Origin of the sequence: Pseudomonas sp. RA_35y_Pfl2_P32 (assembly GCF_963970735.1) — a bacterium.
Lineage (GTDB): Bacteria > Pseudomonadota > Gammaproteobacteria > Pseudomonadales > Pseudomonadaceae > Aquipseudomonas.
Genome location: NZ_CAXAQF010000010.1, coordinates 151,849 through 166,488 on the forward strand (window position 1 = coordinate 151,849; position 14,640 = coordinate 166,488).

General features: G+C 60.3%; 17 protein-coding genes. 7 read left to right on the plus strand and 10 right to left on the minus strand.

Going from position 1 to position 14,640, the window contains the following annotated elements; translation table 11 throughout:
* The first annotated feature begins 29 nt into the window (after positions 1 to 29).
* Positions 30 to 2,135: a TonB-dependent siderophore receptor gene (locus AACY45_RS12285; RefSeq protein ID WP_339545723.1), complete on the plus strand. Its 2,106-nt coding sequence runs from the start codon at positions 30 to 32 to the stop codon at positions 2,133 to 2,135.
* Between the two features lie 12 nt (positions 2,136 to 2,147).
* Positions 2,148 to 2,867: a DUF4198 domain-containing protein gene (locus AACY45_RS12290; protein WP_339545724.1), complete on the plus strand. Its 720-nt coding sequence runs from the start codon at positions 2,148 to 2,150 to the stop codon at positions 2,865 to 2,867.
* 59 nt (positions 2,868 to 2,926) lie between these two features.
* On the opposite strand, the gene hisC is transcribed toward AACY45_RS12290, so the two are convergent.
* The 10 genes from hisC to AACY45_RS12340 form a co-directional block, all read right to left on the minus strand.
* On the minus strand, positions 2,927 to 3,979 hold the full coding sequence (gene hisC, locus AACY45_RS12295; RefSeq protein ID WP_339545725.1) for a histidinol-phosphate transaminase: 1,053 nt from the start codon (positions 3,977 to 3,979) through the stop codon (positions 2,927 to 2,929).
* Positions 3,980 to 3,981: 2 nt separating this feature from the next.
* A complete protein-coding gene (gene hisD, locus AACY45_RS12300) occupies positions 3,982 to 5,307 on the minus strand; it encodes a histidinol dehydrogenase (protein WP_339545726.1) in 1,326 nt (441 codons plus the stop codon).
* 125 nt (positions 5,308 to 5,432) lie between these two features.
* Positions 5,433 to 6,068: an ATP phosphoribosyltransferase gene (gene hisG / locus AACY45_RS12305; RefSeq protein WP_095169362.1), complete on the minus strand. Its 636-nt coding sequence runs from the start codon at positions 6,066 to 6,068 to the stop codon at positions 5,433 to 5,435.
* Positions 6,069 to 6,193: 125 nt separating this feature from the next.
* Positions 6,194 to 7,459, minus strand: a complete 1,266-nt coding sequence (gene murA, locus AACY45_RS12310; RefSeq protein WP_166588752.1) for a UDP-N-acetylglucosamine 1-carboxyvinyltransferase — start codon at positions 7,457 to 7,459, stop codon at positions 6,194 to 6,196.
* A 22-nt stretch (positions 7,460 to 7,481) separates the two neighbouring features.
* Positions 7,482 to 7,721 (minus strand): BolA family protein, encoded by a 240-nt coding sequence (locus AACY45_RS12315; protein ID WP_003439919.1) that lies wholly within the window; start codon positions 7,719 to 7,721, stop codon positions 7,482 to 7,484.
* Between the two features lie 114 nt (positions 7,722 to 7,835).
* Positions 7,836 to 8,141 (minus strand): STAS domain-containing protein, encoded by a 306-nt coding sequence (locus tag AACY45_RS12320; protein ID WP_339545731.1) that lies wholly within the window; start codon positions 8,139 to 8,141, stop codon positions 7,836 to 7,838.
* On the minus strand, positions 8,138 to 8,779 hold the full coding sequence (locus AACY45_RS12325) for an MlaC/ttg2D family ABC transporter substrate-binding protein (RefSeq protein WP_339545733.1): 642 nt from the start codon (positions 8,777 to 8,779) through the stop codon (positions 8,138 to 8,140). Before AACY45_RS12325 ends, AACY45_RS12320 begins: the two co-directional genes overlap by 4 nt.
* Before the next feature lie 11 nt (positions 8,780 to 8,790).
* Positions 8,791 to 9,258, minus strand: coding sequence for an outer membrane lipid asymmetry maintenance protein MlaD (mlaD, locus tag AACY45_RS12330; protein ID WP_339545735.1), 468 nt, complete (start codon positions 9,256 to 9,258; stop codon positions 8,791 to 8,793).
* Positions 9,258 to 10,055, minus strand: a complete 798-nt coding sequence (gene mlaE, locus AACY45_RS12335) for a lipid asymmetry maintenance ABC transporter permease subunit MlaE (RefSeq protein WP_166588756.1) — start codon at positions 10,053 to 10,055, stop codon at positions 9,258 to 9,260. Before mlaE ends, mlaD begins: the two co-directional genes overlap by 1 nt.
* Complete coding sequence (locus AACY45_RS12340) at positions 10,055 to 10,864, minus strand: ATP-binding cassette domain-containing protein (RefSeq protein ID WP_339545737.1); 810 nt, start codon at positions 10,862 to 10,864, stop codon at positions 10,055 to 10,057. Before AACY45_RS12340 ends, mlaE begins: the two co-directional genes overlap by 1 nt.
* Before the next feature lie 278 nt (positions 10,865 to 11,142).
* Here AACY45_RS12340 and AACY45_RS12345 point away from each other — a divergent pair, with 278 nt between their 5' ends.
* From AACY45_RS12345 to lptB, 5 genes are read left to right on the plus strand one after another with little or no spacing between them, the layout of a single operon-like run.
* Positions 11,143 to 12,117, plus strand: coding sequence for a KpsF/GutQ family sugar-phosphate isomerase (locus AACY45_RS12345; RefSeq protein ID WP_339545738.1), 975 nt, complete (start codon positions 11,143 to 11,145; stop codon positions 12,115 to 12,117).
* Entirely contained in the window at positions 12,117 to 12,641 is a 525-nt protein-coding gene (locus tag AACY45_RS12350; protein WP_339545739.1) for a KdsC family phosphatase, read from the plus strand. Before AACY45_RS12345 ends, AACY45_RS12350 begins: the two co-directional genes overlap by 1 nt.
* A gap of 7 nt (positions 12,642 to 12,648) precedes the next feature.
* Entirely contained in the window at positions 12,649 to 13,221 is a 573-nt protein-coding gene (gene lptC / locus AACY45_RS12355) for an LPS export ABC transporter periplasmic protein LptC (protein WP_339545740.1), read from the plus strand.
* Positions 13,208 to 13,756 (plus strand): lipopolysaccharide transport periplasmic protein LptA, encoded by a 549-nt coding sequence (lptA, locus tag AACY45_RS12360; protein ID WP_339545741.1) that lies wholly within the window; start codon positions 13,208 to 13,210, stop codon positions 13,754 to 13,756. The genes lptC and lptA overlap by 14 nt, the downstream gene beginning before the upstream one ends.
* Entirely contained in the window at positions 13,756 to 14,481 is a 726-nt protein-coding gene (gene lptB, locus AACY45_RS12365) for an LPS export ABC transporter ATP-binding protein (RefSeq protein WP_161755599.1), read from the plus strand. Before lptA ends, lptB begins: the two co-directional genes overlap by 1 nt.
* Positions 14,482 to 14,640: the final 159 nt, after the last annotated feature.

The following is a 14,640-nucleotide window of genomic DNA, read 5'->3' on the forward strand; positions in this document are numbered from 1 at the left end:
TTCAATACAGACAATTGGAACAACATAACATGTCGTCTCGAATAAAGGCCTCCGTAGCAAGTCTTGCCCTCGGGCTGTTGGGAGTACCGGCCTTCGCCGAAGAATCACAGGCGTTGGAGCTGGACGCCATCAGCGTCACTTCCGACTATGAATCCCCCACCGGGCCTGTCCCTGGCTACCGCGCCACCCGCTCCGCCAGCGCGACCAAAACCGACACCGCCATCCGCGACATCCCGCAATCGATCAGCGTGGTCCCCGTCAGCGTGCTTAACGATCTGGGCAGCACCAGCGTCGAGCGCGCACTGGACTTTGCCGGCGGCGTTTCGAAGCAGAACAACTTCGGTGGCCTGACGCTGTACGAATACAGCGTGCGCGGCTTCACGACGTCGGAGTTCTACAAGGACGGTTTCAGCGCCAACCGTGGCTACCCGAGCACGCCGGACGTGGCGAACATCGAGCGCATCGAGGTGCTCAAAGGTCCCGCCGCCAGTCTGTACGGCCGTGGTGATCCAGGCGGCACGGTGAACATCGTCACCAAGAAACCTCAGCCCGACGCCTTCGCAACCCTCGACACCAGCGCGGGCAGTTGGGACCGTTATCGCACGGCGCTGGACGTCAACACGCCACTGGATGACCAAGGCAACGTGTTGTCGCGGGTCAACCTGGCCATTGAGGACAACCACAGCTTCCGCGATCACGTCGACAGCCAGCGTGTGTTTGTCGCGCCCTCCTTCAGTTGGCAGTTGAACCCGGACACCAGCCTGTTGGTGGAAAGCGAATTCGTCCGCCACAGCTCGACCTTCGATCGCGGCATCGTCGCCCCCAACAACACCTGGAGCGGCGTCTCCCGCTCAACATTCCTCGGCGAACCCGACGATGGCGACATCGACAACCACAACAACATGCTTCAGGCCGCTCTAGAGCATCAGCTCAGCGACAGCTGGAAGTTGCGCCTGGCCAGCCATTACAAGGAAGGCAAACTCTGGGGCTTCGCGTCAGAGTCGCGCCCGCTGAATGCCGACGGCCAAACCGTCGACCGCCGCTATCGCGAGCGTGACAACGATTGGCACGACAGCATCACCCAACTGGAACTGCGCGGTTTCTTCGACACCGGCCGTTTGCAGCACGAACTGCTGATCGGCAGCGAATACGAGAACTACCGCAAGAACGAACGGGTGACGACCATTGCCGGCAGCCCCTACGCCATCGACATCTACCAACCGGTCTATGGCCAGCCAAAACCCGACGGTGCACGCTCTGGCACGGACTTTTTCGAACACGTCGAAAGCCATGCATTGAACCTGCAGGACCAGATCATCTTCACCGACAAGCTGCGGGGCATGCTCGGTGTGCGTTTCGAACATTTCCAGCAGAGCATCGACGATCACACTCGTAGCGCCACCCGCAATCAGCGTCACGACGCGCTGACCCAACGGGCTGGTTTGCTCTATCAACTGACACCTGAAGTTGGCCTGTTCGCCAACACCTCGACCTCGTTCAAGCCCAACAATGGCCTGGATGCCGCCGGTAAATCCTTCGCCCCTGAAGAAGGCATCGGCTACGAAATCGGGATCAAGAGCGAGCTGTTCGACGACCGTTTGAGCAGCACGCTCGCCGCGTTCCATATCGAAAAAGAAAACGTCCTCGCCCTCGATCCGGGTACAGACACCAGCCGTGCCATGGGCAAGGCACGCAGTCAGGGTGTCGATCTGCAAGTCAGCGGGCAAGTCAGCGACGCTGTTCGCGTGATCGGCGCCTTCGCCTACATCGACGCCGAAGTCACCGAGGGCGACAAGGTCATTCCCACCGGCAGCCGTATTCTCGGCGTGGCCAAACGCAGTGGCAGCCTGTTGGGTGTTTATGAGTTCCAGGACGGTCGACTGCGCGGTTCGGACCTTGGCGCCGCGTTCACTTATGTCGGCGATCGTTCGGGTGAAGCGGGTAGCGACTTTGAGTTACCGGCGTATCACACCGTCGACCTGCTGGCCCATTACAAGGTCAGTGACAACATCACGGTGGGTCTGAACCTGAACAACATTTTCGATGAGAAATACTTCGAGCGCTCCTACAGCAACTACTGGGTCAACCCCGGCGAGCCGCGCAATTTCACTGCCAGCCTGACACTCACTCTGTAAAAGGACGTCCCCATGCCCCCACTCAACCCCCTGTTACTGCTCGGCTTGCTGTTTGCCTCCGAGGTCTCGGCCCACGGCCTGTGGACCGAACAACGTCGTGGCAACATCGAAGTCATTTACGGCCATGGCGCCGAAGACAATGCCTTCAAGGCGCAGAAAATCAGCGGCGCCTGGGCCTATGACATCAGCGCAAAGATGATCCCGGTGACCGTACAGCGCCTGCCCGATCACGCGCGCCTGCAACCGCTCAAACTGCCCGCCGTGATGGCGGTGGCGCTCGACAATGGGATGTGGTCGCAGACTGCCGACAACCAGTGGATCAACGAAGGACGCAGCAGAGTACCGGGCGCCATCGAGGCGACCCAGACGTTCAAGTACAGCCTGGCGATTTATCAGTCCGGAGCAAAGCTACCCAAGCTGGATCAAATGAAACTGCTGATTCTGCCTGAGGTCGATCCGCTGACCGTCGGGCCGGGCGCGTCGCTGCCAGTTCTCGTGTTACTGGATGGCAAACCCGCTGCGGGCGTGAAGCTGGTGGGGGATTATCGCAACGCACCGAATACCTTGAGCACTGAAACCGATGCAAACGGCCGGGCGCAGGTGCTGGTGCGCAATGAAGGCTTGAACGTGATTTCGGCGCAGGTAGAAGTGCCGGTGAAGGACAGCGTTGATGTGAACAGTCGCGGGCTGTTCAGTTCGCTGACGTTCCTGGGGGAGCCGCATCACGAATAAGCCTCACCACAAAACAATGTGGGAGAGAGCCTGCTCGCTCCCACAGGATTTACAGCGTTTTAGAGATCGCCAAGGCCATCGATCAGTGCCTGGTTCTGTTCAGGCGTGCCAATCGAAATCCGCAGGAACTGGGCAATCCGCTCCTGCTTGAAGTGCCGGACAATCACCCCTTGCTCACGCAGTTTCGCCGCCAGCGCGGCCGCGTCGTGCTGCGGGTGACGGGCGAAGATGAAGTTGGCCGCCGACGGCAGCACCTCAAAGCCTTTGTCCTGCAACTGCGCGACCACCTGCTCACGGCTGTCGATGACCCGCTGGCAGGTGTTGGTGAAGTACTCCCGATCCTCGAACGCCGCCGCGGCCCCGACAATCGCCAGGCGATCCAGCGGGTAGGAGTTGAAGCTGTTCTTGATCCGCTCCAGCGCTTCGATCAGGTCCGAATGACCGACGGCCAGGCCGACCCGCAAGCCGGCCAGCGAGCGCGACTTGGACAGGGTCTGGGTCACCAGCAGGTTGGGATATCGGTCCACCAGGCTGATGGCCGTCTCACCACCGAAGTCGATGTAGGCCTCATCCACCACCACCACGGAGTCCGGGCTGGCCTTGAGGATCTGCTCGACAGCCTCCAGGGCCAGCAGGCAGCCGGTCGGCGCGTTCGGGTTGGGAAAAATGATCCCGCCGTTCGGCCGCGTGTAGTGCGCCGGGTTGATCTGGAACTGCTCGTCCAGGGGCACCGCGTCGAACGTGATGCCGTACAAACCGCAGTAGACCGGATAGAAGCTGTAGCTGATGTCCGGGAACAACAGCGGCTTATCGTGCTGCAGCAAGCCGTGGAAGATGTGGGCCAGGACTTCGTCGGAACCGTTGCCGAGGAACACCTGGTTGCCTTGCACGCCGTAGTAGCTGGCCACCGCCTGCTTGAGCAGGTCGCTGTTGGGGTCCGGGTACAGGCGCAGGTTGTCGTTGAGTTCGCCTTGCATGGCGGCCAACGCCTTGGGCGACGGGCCATAGGGGTTTTCATTGGTGTTGAGCTTGACCAGTTTGGTCAGCTTCGGCTGCTCGCCCGGGACGTAGGGCACCAGGTCCTTGACGAACGCACTCCAGAATTTACTCATGTTCAGTTCCCTTCCTGATCGGCAACGATGCGGTATTCGGCGCTGCGGGCGTGAGCGGTCAACGACTCGCCGCGGGCCAGCACCGAGGCGGTCTTGCCCAGCTCAGAGGCGCCCGCTTCGGAGCAGAAGATGATCGACGAACGTTTCTGGAAGTCGTAGACCCCCAGCGGCGAGGAGAACCGCGCAGTGCCGGAGGTCGGCAACACGTGGTTAGGGCCCGCGCAATAGTCGCCCAAGGCCTCGGAGGTGTGGCGGCCCATGAAGATCGCACCGGCGTGACGGATCTGCGGCAGCCAGGCTTGTGGGTCGGCCACGGACAACTCCAGGTGTTCCGGGGCGATGCGATTGGCCACGTCGATGGCTTGTTGCATGTCGCGCACCTGGATCAGGGCGCCACGACCGCTGATCGAGGTCTGGATGATCTCGGCCCGCTCCATGGTCGGCAGCAGCTTGCTGATGCTCGCCGCCACCCGGTCGAGGAATTCGGCGTCGGGGCTGACCAGGATGGCCTGGGCGTCTTCGTCGTGCTCGGCCTGGGAGAACAGGTCCATGGCGATCCAGTCCGGATCGGTCTGGCCGTCGCACACCACGAGGATCTCGGAAGGCCCGGCGATCATGTCGATGCCGACCTGGCCAAACACGTGGCGCTTGGCGGTGGCGACGTAGATGTTGCCCGGACCGACCACCTTGTCGACCCGCGGTACGCTCTCGGTGCCATAGGCCAGCGCGGCAACCGCCTGTGCGCCGCCGATGGTGAACACCCGGTCGACGCCGGCGATGCAGGCCGCGGCCAGCACCAGTTCATTGATTTCACCCCGTGGCGTCGGCACCACCATGACCACCTCGGTCACACCCGCAACCTTGGCTGGAATTGCGTTCATCAGCACCGAAGACGGATAGGATGCCTTGCCGCCGGGCACGTACAGGCCCGCGCGATCCAGCGGCGTGACTTTCTGGCCCAGCACCGTGCCATCGGCTTCGGTGTAGCTCCAGGAGTCCTGCTTCTGCTTTTCGTGGTAGCTGCGCACGCGGGTCACGGCGATTTCCAGGGCTTCGCGCTGGGCCACGGTGATGCGGGTCAAGGCCAGTTCCAGGCGCTCGCGCGGCAGGATCAGGTCGGCCATCGACGCCACTTGCAGGCCGTCGAACTGCTGGGTGAATTCCACCAGCGCCGCATCGCCGCGCTCACGCACGGCCTTGATGATGTCCAGCACCCGCTGATTGACCGAGTCGTCAGACACACTTTCCCAGCTCAGCAAATGATCCAGATGATGCGCGAAGTCTGGGTCAGCAGCGTTGAGTCGGCGAATTGCAGTCGGTGCGGTCATAGCGAGAGCCTCATAGGAATGGCAAAAACTCAGGCGCCCTAAACTAGCAGTCGTTCCGCTTGGGCACCTGAGAATTCTGGCTATGAGGCGGATAGACGGGCGCGACTTAACGTCGCGCAAGCGAATCAGCCGCGGTGTCGCGACTCCACTGCCTGGCGCAGGGTGTCGATCAACGCCTGGATCCTGGCGTGTTGCATTTTCATCGAAGCCTTGTTGACGATCAGCCGGGAGCTGATGGCCGCAATGAACTCCTGTGGCTCCAGGCCATTGGCCCGCAGCGTGTTGCCGGTATCGACCACGTCGATGATCTTGTCTGCCAGGCCGATCAGCGGTGCCAGCTCCATCGAGCCATACAGCTTGATGATGTCGACCTGGCGACCTTGCTCGGCGTAGTAGCGCTTGGCAACGTTGACGAACTTGGTGGCGATCCGCAGGCGGCCCTTGGGCTCGATGGCGCCGACTTTACCGGCGGTCATCAGCTTGCATTGGGCAATCTGCAGGTCCAGCGGCTCGTAGAGGCCCTGGCCGCCGTATTCCATCAACACATCTTTACCGGCGACGCCCAGGTCAGCGGCACCATGCTCGACGTAGGTCGGCACATCAGTGGCGCGCACGATCAGCAAGCGCACATCGGCCTGGGTCGTGGGGATGATCAGCTTGCGGCTCTTGTCCGGATTCTCGGTTGGCACGATGCCCGCTTCAGCCAGAAGCGGCAGGGTGTCGTCGAGGATGCGGCCCTTGGACAGTGCGATGGTCAACATGGGAAACGTCAGTCCTTATCAGGCAACGATGCCCGGTCGCAAACGGCGCCGGACACACGTCGAGCCCGTAACAGGCTCGACTTCAACAAATCTGTGGGCACCTCCCTGTGCCCTTGACGCAACGACTAGCCCGGTACGCGGCGGATCTTCGCGCCGAGCATCTGCAGCTTCTCTTCGATGCACTCGTAACCACGGTCTATGTGGTAGATGCGATCGATCAGCGTGTCGCCTTCGGCAACCAGCGCCGAAATCACCAGGCTGGCCGAGGCGCGCAGGTCGGTGGCCATGACTGGCGCGCCCTTGAGCTTGTCGATGCCGGTAACGATGGCGGTGTTGCCTTCGACCTGGATATGCGCGCCCATGCGGTGCAGCTCGTAGACGTGCATGAAGCGGTTTTCGAAGATCGTCTCGATCACCGCGCCCGTGCCTTCGGCAATGGCGTTGAGGGAGATGAACTGCGCCTGCATGTCGGTCGGGAACGCCGGGTATGGAGCGGTACGCACGTTGACCGCTTTCGGCCGCTTGCCGTGCATGTTCAGCTCGATCCAGTCTTCGCCCGTGGTGATTTCAGCACCGGCTTCGCGCAGTTTTTCCAGCACCGCCTCGAGGATGGTCGGATCGGTGTCCTTGACCTTCACCCGGCCACCGGTCACGGCGGCCGCTACCAGGTAGGTACCGGTTTCGATACGGTCCGGCATCACGCGGTACGTGGCAGTGCCCAGGCGCTTCACGCCATCGATGGTGATGGTGTCGGTGCCAGCGCCCTGGACGTTGGCGCCCATGGCGTTGAGGAAGTTCGCCAGGTCGACGACTTCCGGCTCACGAGCGGCGTTTTGCAGCACGCTGCGGCCATTGGCCAGGGCTGCGGCCATCATGATGTTCTCGGTACCGGTCACGCTGACGGTATCGAAGAAGAAGTTGGCCCCGCGCAAGCCGCCTTCCGGCGCCTTGGCCTTGATGTAGCCACCTTCCACGTCGATGGTCGCGCCCATGGCTTCCAGGCCACGGATGTGCAGGTCGACCGGACGCGAACCGATGGCGCAACCGCCAGGCAGTGCCACTTCGGCCTCACCAAAACGGGCAACCATCGGTCCCAGCACCAGGATCGAGGCACGCATGGTTTTCACCAGCTCGTACGGCGCGATCAGGGTCTTGATGGTACGTGGGTCGATTTCGACGCTGAGCTTCTCGTCGATCACCGGCTCAATGCCCATGCGACCGAACAGTTCGATCATGGTGGTGATGTCGTGCAGGTGCGGCAGGTTGGCAACCGTCACCGGGCCATCGCACAGCAGCGTTGCCGCCAAGATTGGCAGGGCAGAGTTCTTTGCCCCGGAGATGCGGATTTCGCCATCAAGACGAACGCCACCGGTAATAATCAATTTATCCATAAGAATCTCGACGCCCTTGGGCTCAGGTGCGCTCGGCCCAGGCCGCGCTGCTGAAAAATTTCATAGTGACCGCGTGGATGCTGCCATCGGCGATCCATGGGTTCAAATGGGCATAGATGCTCTGCTGACGCTTGACCGGGCTCAAAGCCACCAGTTCATCGCTAATCACGTTCAGCTGAAAGTTGCAGCCTTCGCCTTCAACTTCTACCTGAGTTCCGGGAAGCTTTCCCTCAAGGAAGCTCTTCACTTCTACGGCCTGCATGCTCAACCTCAATCGGCGCCCTGTGCGCGCGGGTCGGACATCATACAAAAAAGCCCCGCGCCTGCGAACCCCGCATAACAGGACTCTGACGGGGGGCTTCTTTATAGATGGTAGTTAAGGGTGCGCCAAAAGCTCGGTCAAACCCGAGACCTGAGCAATTTCACGCATATCGTCAGGCAGGGCACGAATGCTCACTGCCTTGCCCGCCGCTGTCGCATCGCGAATGAACGCCAGCAACAAGGACAGGCCAACGCTGCTGGATTTCTCCACACCGGCGCAATCGAGCACCATAGCAGGTGCCGCGCTCGACTTGATCAAGGCCTGGCCCTGCTTGCGCAGGCCTGGCCCGGAGCGGTAATCGAGGACTCCGCTGAGCAGCAGCTCACCGGCCTCGCCCAAACGCACGGCCGACTCACTCATTGGCTTTGGTTCTCGGAGGTTTCCTTGGCCTTGGCCACTTCACCGGCCCAACCATTGATGGTCTTGTCCAGGTCATTGCCGTTGCGCTGCATGGCGTCGGCGAACTGATCACGGAACAGCTTGCCAATGTTGATGCCATTGATGATCACGTTGCGCAGTTTCCACTCGCCATTGATCTTTTCCAGGGTGTAGGACACTGGATAGATCGCGCCGTTGGTGCCCTTGACGGTCATGCCGACGCTGGTGCGGTTGCCCGATTCGTCCTTGGCCGGATCAACGGTGATGCCCTGGTTGTTGTACTCAAGCAGTGCATTGCCATAGAACTGGAACAGACCGATCTTGAAGTTCTCTTCGAAGGTCTTCATCTGCTCCGGTGTGGCTTTGCGCGAATACTTGACGGTCATGATGCTTTTGGAGATGCCTTCGGCATCCACCACTGGCCCGACAATGCTGTTCAACGCGGTGTAGAAGTCTTTCGGGTCCTGCTTGTACTTTTCCTTGTTGGCCGCCAGATCGGCGAGCAACCGGGTGGTTGTGTCCTGGACCAGGTCGTGCGCAGAAGGCGCAGCCACGGCGTTAGCCACCAGCGGCAAGGCCGCGAGCAGTACCAACAGGCCACGTCGCAAGGTAGAGATCATGGAAAAACTCCTCATTTGGCGTCTTTACTAACGGTATTGAGCAGGAATTTACCGATCAGGTCTTCGAGTACCAGCGAGGACTGGGTGTCATGGATGGTCCCGCCATCCTTGAGCAACGATTCTTCGCCGCCCACGCTGATACCGATGTATTTCTCGCCCAGCAGGCCAGCGGTGAGGATAGATGCAGTGGAATCGGACGGCAGGTTATCTACCCGTTTTTCCAGCTGCAGCGTCACACGCCCGGTGAAACTGTCGCGATCCAGATCGATTGCCGTGACCTTGCCGATGGTCACACCGGCCATGGTCACTTTCGATCTGACAGTCAAACCGGCGATATTGTCGAAATACGCATAAAGTTTATAGCTGTCGGTGCTCGACACCGGGGACAGTCCACTGACCCGCAGGGCAAGCAACAGTAAAGCCAGGATGCCAGCCAGCAAGAAAAGGCCGACACCGATTTCCAGGGTGCGGTTTTGCATCAGAAATCTCCAAACATCAAGGCGGTCAAAATAAAGTCCAGGCCGAGAATGGCCAACGAGGCATACACCACGGTCTTGGTGGTGGCACGACTGATCCCCTCTGAAGTGGGCTCACAGTCATAGCCTTGGAATACGGCGATCCAGGTCACGACAAAGGCAAAGACCATGCTTTTAATAATGCCATTGAGCACATCGCCATTGAACGTCACGCTGTTTTGCATGTTCGACCAGTACGAGCCTTCATACACGCCCAGCCAGTCGACAGCCACCCAGGAACCACCCCAGATTCCGACTACGCTGAAAATCATCGCCAGCAGCGGCAGGGAAATGAAGCCAGCCCACAGCCGAGGGGCAATGATGTACTTGAGCGGGTCGACACCAATCATTTCCAGGCTCGACAACTGCTCGGTGGACTTCATGTTGCCGATTTCAGCGGTCAACGCCGAACCGGCACGACCGGCAAACAGCAGCGCAGTCACCACTGGCCCCAATTCGCGCAACAGGGTCAGCGCCACCATCTGCCCAACCGCCTGCTCCGAACCGTAGCTGGAGAGGATGTTGAAGCCTTGCAGCGCCAGCACCATGCCGATGAAGATCCCCGAGACCACAATGATCACCAGGGACATCACGCCGACCGAGTGCAGCTGCTTGATCAGCAGGCTGAACCCACCGCCGACGCTACCGCGCCCGAGCAAGGCGTGAAACAGGAACAATGACGAACGGCCAAGCACCGCGACGCTGTCGATGGCGGCCTGGCCGAATCGACGCACTCTCTCTATCAATGAAGTCTTGCGCATCAGCGCTTCCCCAGAAGATCTGCGCGGTAATCCGTCGCGGGAAAATGGAAGGGGACCGGACCGTCCGGATCACCTTTCATGAATTGGCGGATCCGCGGATTATCGGAATCCATCAGTTCGGCGGGTGTGCCCTGCCCCAACACCTGGCCATCGCCCACCACATACAGGTAGTCGGCGATACTCGCGGTCTCGGCCAGGTCGTGGGAAACCACGATGCTGGTGATCCCCAGGGCGTCGTTGAGTAAACGGATCAGGCGCACCAGCACCCCCATGGCAATGGGGTCCTGCCCGACAAAGGGTTCGTCGTACATGAGGATGCCCGGGTCCAGGGCGATCGCCCGGGCCAGCGCGACACGACGCTTCATGCCGCCGGACAGCTCATCGGGCATCAGTTCGGTGGCACCACGCAAGCCCACCGCCTGCAGTTTCATCAGGACGATGTCGCGGATCATTTCCTCGGGCAGCTGAGTGTGCACGCGCAGCGGAAACGCGACGTTCTCGAAGACATCGAGGTCGGTGAACAGCGCTCCGCTCTGGAACAGCACGCCCATATGCTTGCGCGCATCGAACAAGTCGCTGCGCGACAGCTTGGGCAAATTCTGGCCATTGACCCACACTTCGCCACTGGAAGGACGCAACTGCGCGCCCATCAGGCGTAACAGCGTGGTTTTCCCGCAACCGGAAGGCCCCATGATGCCGGTGACCTTACCGCGTGGTATGCGAATATCGACATTGTTGAAAATGCTCCGCGTGCCGCGCTTGAAGGACACTCCCTTAAGCTCGACCGCGTAGGCGTTATCGGCACTCATCTAAACTCCTTGCGATGCAAGCCTCTCACTCGGACGCCGCACCCTCCGACGAGAGCACATATCATCCTTGGCAGGCCGGACAGGCGACGAACTATATCACTGCCCAGCCATGGCGCCCAAGGCCGAAGACCGGCGCATTCAGCTTCAATTAAGGTTAAAGCCGGTTAATCGCAAGGTTCCCGTGACACCGCCCGCACAAAGCGTGACGAACTAACGTGAGGGAATTGATCATTACCGCTATAATCGCCACCTTTTCCCCAGGCTATTCGATTTCAGACATGAGCCAGTCCAGCGACCCGATCAAATCGGCACAACGTACGATCCGCCTCGAGCTGGAAGCCGTCAAAGGCTTGCTGGCCCAGATCGACGCAGACTTCGTACGCGCTTGTGAGTTGATTCTGTCCAGCAAAGGCCGGGTGGTGGTGGTCGGCATGGGCAAGTCCGGGCACATCGGCAACAAGATTGCCGCGACCCTGGCCAGCACCGGTACCACGGCCTTTTTCGTCCACCCGGCCGAAGCCAGTCACGGCGACATGGGCATGATCACCCGCGACGACATCATTCTCGCCCTGTCCAACTCCGGTTCGACCCACGAAATCATCACCCTGCTGCCGTTGATCAAGCGCCTGGGGATCCAGTTGATCAGCCTGACCGGCAATCCTAGCTCGGCACTGGCCAAGGCCGCCGACGTCAACCTCAATGTCCATGTCGAACATGAAGCCTGCCCGCTGAACCTGGCGCCGACTTCATCGACCACAGCAGCACTGGTGATGGGCGACGCCCTGGCGGTGGCCTTGCTGGAAGCCCGGGGCTTTACCGCCGAAGATTTCGCCTTCTCCCACCCGGGCGGCGCTCTGGGTCGGCGCCTGCTGCTGAAAGTCGAAGATGTCATGCACATCGGTGCCGAGCTGCCGCAGGTAGTGCGCGGTACATCGCTCAAGGACGCCTTGCTGGAAATGACCCGCAAAGGCCTGGGCATGACCGTGGTACTTGAAGCCGATGGCACATTGGCCGGGATTTTCACCGACGGCGACCTGCGCCGCTCCCTGGACCGCTCGATCGACTTCCAGCAGGCCAGGATCGAAGAGGTCATGACCCTTCACGGCAAGACCGCCCGGGCCGAGATGCTCGCGGCACAAGCCCTGAAGATCATGGAAGACAACAAGATCAATGCCCTGGTGGTGGTCGACAACGACGACCGTCCGGTAGGCGCCCTGAACATGCACGACCTGTTGCGCGCAGGGGTGATGTAATGGCTGACGACCTGCTCGAACGCGCCAGGCCTGTCCAACTGGCGGTCTTCGATGTCGACGGCGTACTCACTGACGGTCGCCTGTATTTCCTGGAAGATGGCAGCGAATTCAAGAGTTTCAGCACCCTCGACGGTCAAGGCATGAAAATGTTGCTGGCCAGTGGTGTGACAATAGCCATTATCAGTGGTCGAACCAGCCCGGTGGTCGAGCGTCGCGCCAAAAGCCTGGGGGTTGCCCACCTGTATCAAGGCCGCGAGGACAAACTTGTGGTGCTCGACGAGCTTCTCGCGCAACTGGGCCTAAGCTATGAACAGGTCGCCTATCTGGGTGATGACCTGCCTGACCTGCCGGTGATTCGACGGGTCGGCCTGGGCATGGCCGTTGCCAATGCTGCGGGTTTTGTCCGCGAACACGCCCACGGCATCACCGAGGCCCGTGGCGGCGAAGGTGCTGCTCGAGAATTCTGTGAATTGATATTACGCGCCCAAGGCAACCTGCAAGACGCCAACGCCGCGTACCTGTGAGTCATTTATGCTGAGTAAAAAGTTTCGCAACATCGTGTTTTTCGCAGCCATCGCCGCGCTGCTTGCGGCTGTGGGCTACTGGAATATCAGCCCCGAGCGCTTTCTCGACAAACCGGTAGCGGCAGTCAACGACAGCGAGATCGACTACTACGCCATCAACGCCCACAGCGTGCAGTTCCTGCCAGATGGCAAGTTGCAGTACGACATGACGTCCGACAAGGTCGAGCACATCAAGGCCAGCGAAGTGACCCTGCTGACCAAACCGGACCTGCAGATGTATCGCGGCACCGAATTCCCCTGGCACGTGCAGAGCGAACGTGGCGAGGTCAATCCTGACGGCACCGAGGTCGAACTGATCGACTCGGTACGCATTGCCCGTACGGATGCCAAGAATCGCCCGATGGTCATCACCACCACGCGCATGACGGTATTCCCCAAGCAGCAATATGCGCAGACCCAGCAAGCCGTTAGAATCGACGGCGCTGGCGGTGTATCGACTGGTACCGGAATGAAGGCGTATTTGAAAGAAAGCAGGATACACCTGCTATCGAACGTAAGAGGACAGTATGAGGCTCGTTAAAACCCTCCCTATTTTGCTCAGTCTGGGCGCAGCACTGGGAAGCGCGAGCGCCTGGGCCCTGCCGACCGATAGAGATCAACCTATCCGCATCCAGGCCGACGACGCCCAACTGGACGACAAGAACGGTATCGCCACCTACAAGGGCGACGTGATCATCACCCAGGGCTCGATGAAGGTCACCGGCAACACCGTGACCATCACCCGCACAGCGGCTGGCGATATCGACGTCGTAACCTCGGTCGGCAACCTGGCCTACTTCGAGCAGATGCAAACCGTGGGCGACACCAAGCCTGTGCAGGGCTACGGGGTGACCATTCAGTACCACGCCTCGCAAGACCGCGTCGTGCTGATCGATCGGGCCAAAGTCATCGACAAGGACAACAACATTACCCTGGGCGAGAAAATCGTCTACGACACCAACAAAAAGCTCGCCAGCGCCGGTCGCGCCACGGGCAGCAAGGTCACTGAGCAACGTCCGCGGATCGACATGGTCATCCAGCCGAAAAAGAAAACTGACGAGCAAAAGGCCCAGTAATGGCAACTCTGAAAGCCCAGCACCTGGCCAAGAGCTACAAGAGCCGTCAGGTCGTGCGTGACGTCAGCCTGTCCATCGACAGCGGCCAGATCGTCGGCCTGCTTGGCCCCAACGGTGCCGGCAAGACCACCTGCTTCTACATGATCGTCGGCCTGGTGCAGGCCGACCAGGGTCGCGTACTGATCGACGACCTGGACGTCAGCCACCAGCCCATGCACGGTCGCGCGCGGGCAGGTATCGGCTATCTTCCACAAGAAGCGTCGATCTTCCGCAAACTGTCGGTTGCCGACAACATCATGGCCATCCTCGAAACCCGCAAGGAACTCGACAAGGCTGGTCGGCGCCAGGAACTCGAAAGCCTGCTGCAGGAGTTCCACATCAACCATATCCGCGACAACCTGGGCATGAGCCTTTCCGGTGGCGAACGACGCCGCGTGGAAATTGCCCGCGCCCTGGCTACCGCGCCGAAATTCATCCTGCTCGACGAACCTTTCGCTGGCGTGGACCCGATTTCGGTCGGCGACATCAAGCAGATCATCCATCACCTCAAGGCCAAGGGCATTGGCGTGCTGATCACGGACCACAACGTGCGTGAAACCCTGGACATCTGCGAGACCGCCTATATCGTGAACGATGGTCAACTGATCGCTGAAGGTGACGCTGAAACCATCCTGGCCAACGAACTGGTCAAGGAAGTGTACCTGGGCCACGAGTTCCGCCTATAAGCTGCGAGGCGTCTAGCCTGCTGGCAGAGCGCATTGTCAATGAAAGCCTTAATATTTTTATTGTCATGACGCTCTAGGCAAACACTTCAGTTTCAGGCATATAATTTGCTTAAGTTTGGCGCCCCGGCGCCCTGTAGTGGATGGCGCACGTGCGCCGGC

Bases quoted from the DNA above. Each gene is read 5' to 3' on its own strand.
- AACY45_RS12290 (WP_339545724.1), top strand. From the start codon at position 2,148: ATGCCCCCACTCAACCCCCTGTTACTGCTCGGCTTGCTGTTTGCCTCC.
- lptB (WP_161755599.1), top strand. From the start codon at position 13,756: ATGGCAACTCTGAAAGCCCAGCACCTGGCCAAGAGCTACAAGAGCCGT.
- murA (WP_166588752.1), bottom strand. From the start codon at position 7,459: ATGGATAAATTGATTATTACCGGTGGCGTTCGTCTTGATGGCGAAATC.
- mlaD (WP_339545735.1), bottom strand. From the start codon at position 9,258: ATGCAAAACCGCACCCTGGAAATCGGTGTCGGCCTTTTCTTGCTGGCT.
- AACY45_RS12350 (WP_339545739.1), top strand. From the start codon at position 12,117: ATGGCTGACGACCTGCTCGAACGCGCCAGGCCTGTCCAACTGGCGGTC.
- mlaE (WP_166588756.1), bottom strand. From the start codon at position 10,055: ATGCGCAAGACTTCATTGATAGAGAGAGTGCGTCGATTCGGCCAGGCC.
- AACY45_RS12345 (WP_339545738.1), top strand. From the start codon at position 11,143: ATGAGCCAGTCCAGCGACCCGATCAAATCGGCACAACGTACGATCCGC.
- hisD (WP_339545726.1), bottom strand. From the start codon at position 5,307: ATGACCGCACCGACTGCAATTCGCCGACTCAACGCTGCTGACCCAGAC.
- AACY45_RS12285 (WP_339545723.1), top strand. From the start codon at position 30: ATGTCGTCTCGAATAAAGGCCTCCGTAGCAAGTCTTGCCCTCGGGCTG.
- AACY45_RS12340 (WP_339545737.1), bottom strand. From the start codon at position 10,864: ATGAGTGCCGATAACGCCTACGCGGTCGAGCTTAAGGGAGTGTCCTTC.
- hisG (WP_095169362.1), bottom strand. From the start codon at position 6,068: ATGTTGACCATCGCACTGTCCAAGGGCCGCATCCTCGACGACACCCTG.
- AACY45_RS12315 (WP_003439919.1), bottom strand. From the start codon at position 7,721: ATGCAGGCCGTAGAAGTGAAGAGCTTCCTTGAGGGAAAGCTTCCCGGA.
- lptA (WP_339545741.1), top strand. From the start codon at position 13,208: ATGAGGCTCGTTAAAACCCTCCCTATTTTGCTCAGTCTGGGCGCAGCA.
- AACY45_RS12320 (WP_339545731.1), bottom strand. From the start codon at position 8,141: ATGAGTGAGTCGGCCGTGCGTTTGGGCGAGGCCGGTGAGCTGCTGCTC.
- hisC (WP_339545725.1), bottom strand. From the start codon at position 3,979: ATGAGTAAATTCTGGAGTGCGTTCGTCAAGGACCTGGTGCCCTACGTC.
- lptC (WP_339545740.1), top strand. From the start codon at position 12,649: ATGCTGAGTAAAAAGTTTCGCAACATCGTGTTTTTCGCAGCCATCGCC.
- AACY45_RS12325 (WP_339545733.1), bottom strand. From the start codon at position 8,779: ATGATCTCTACCTTGCGACGTGGCCTGTTGGTACTGCTCGCGGCCTTG.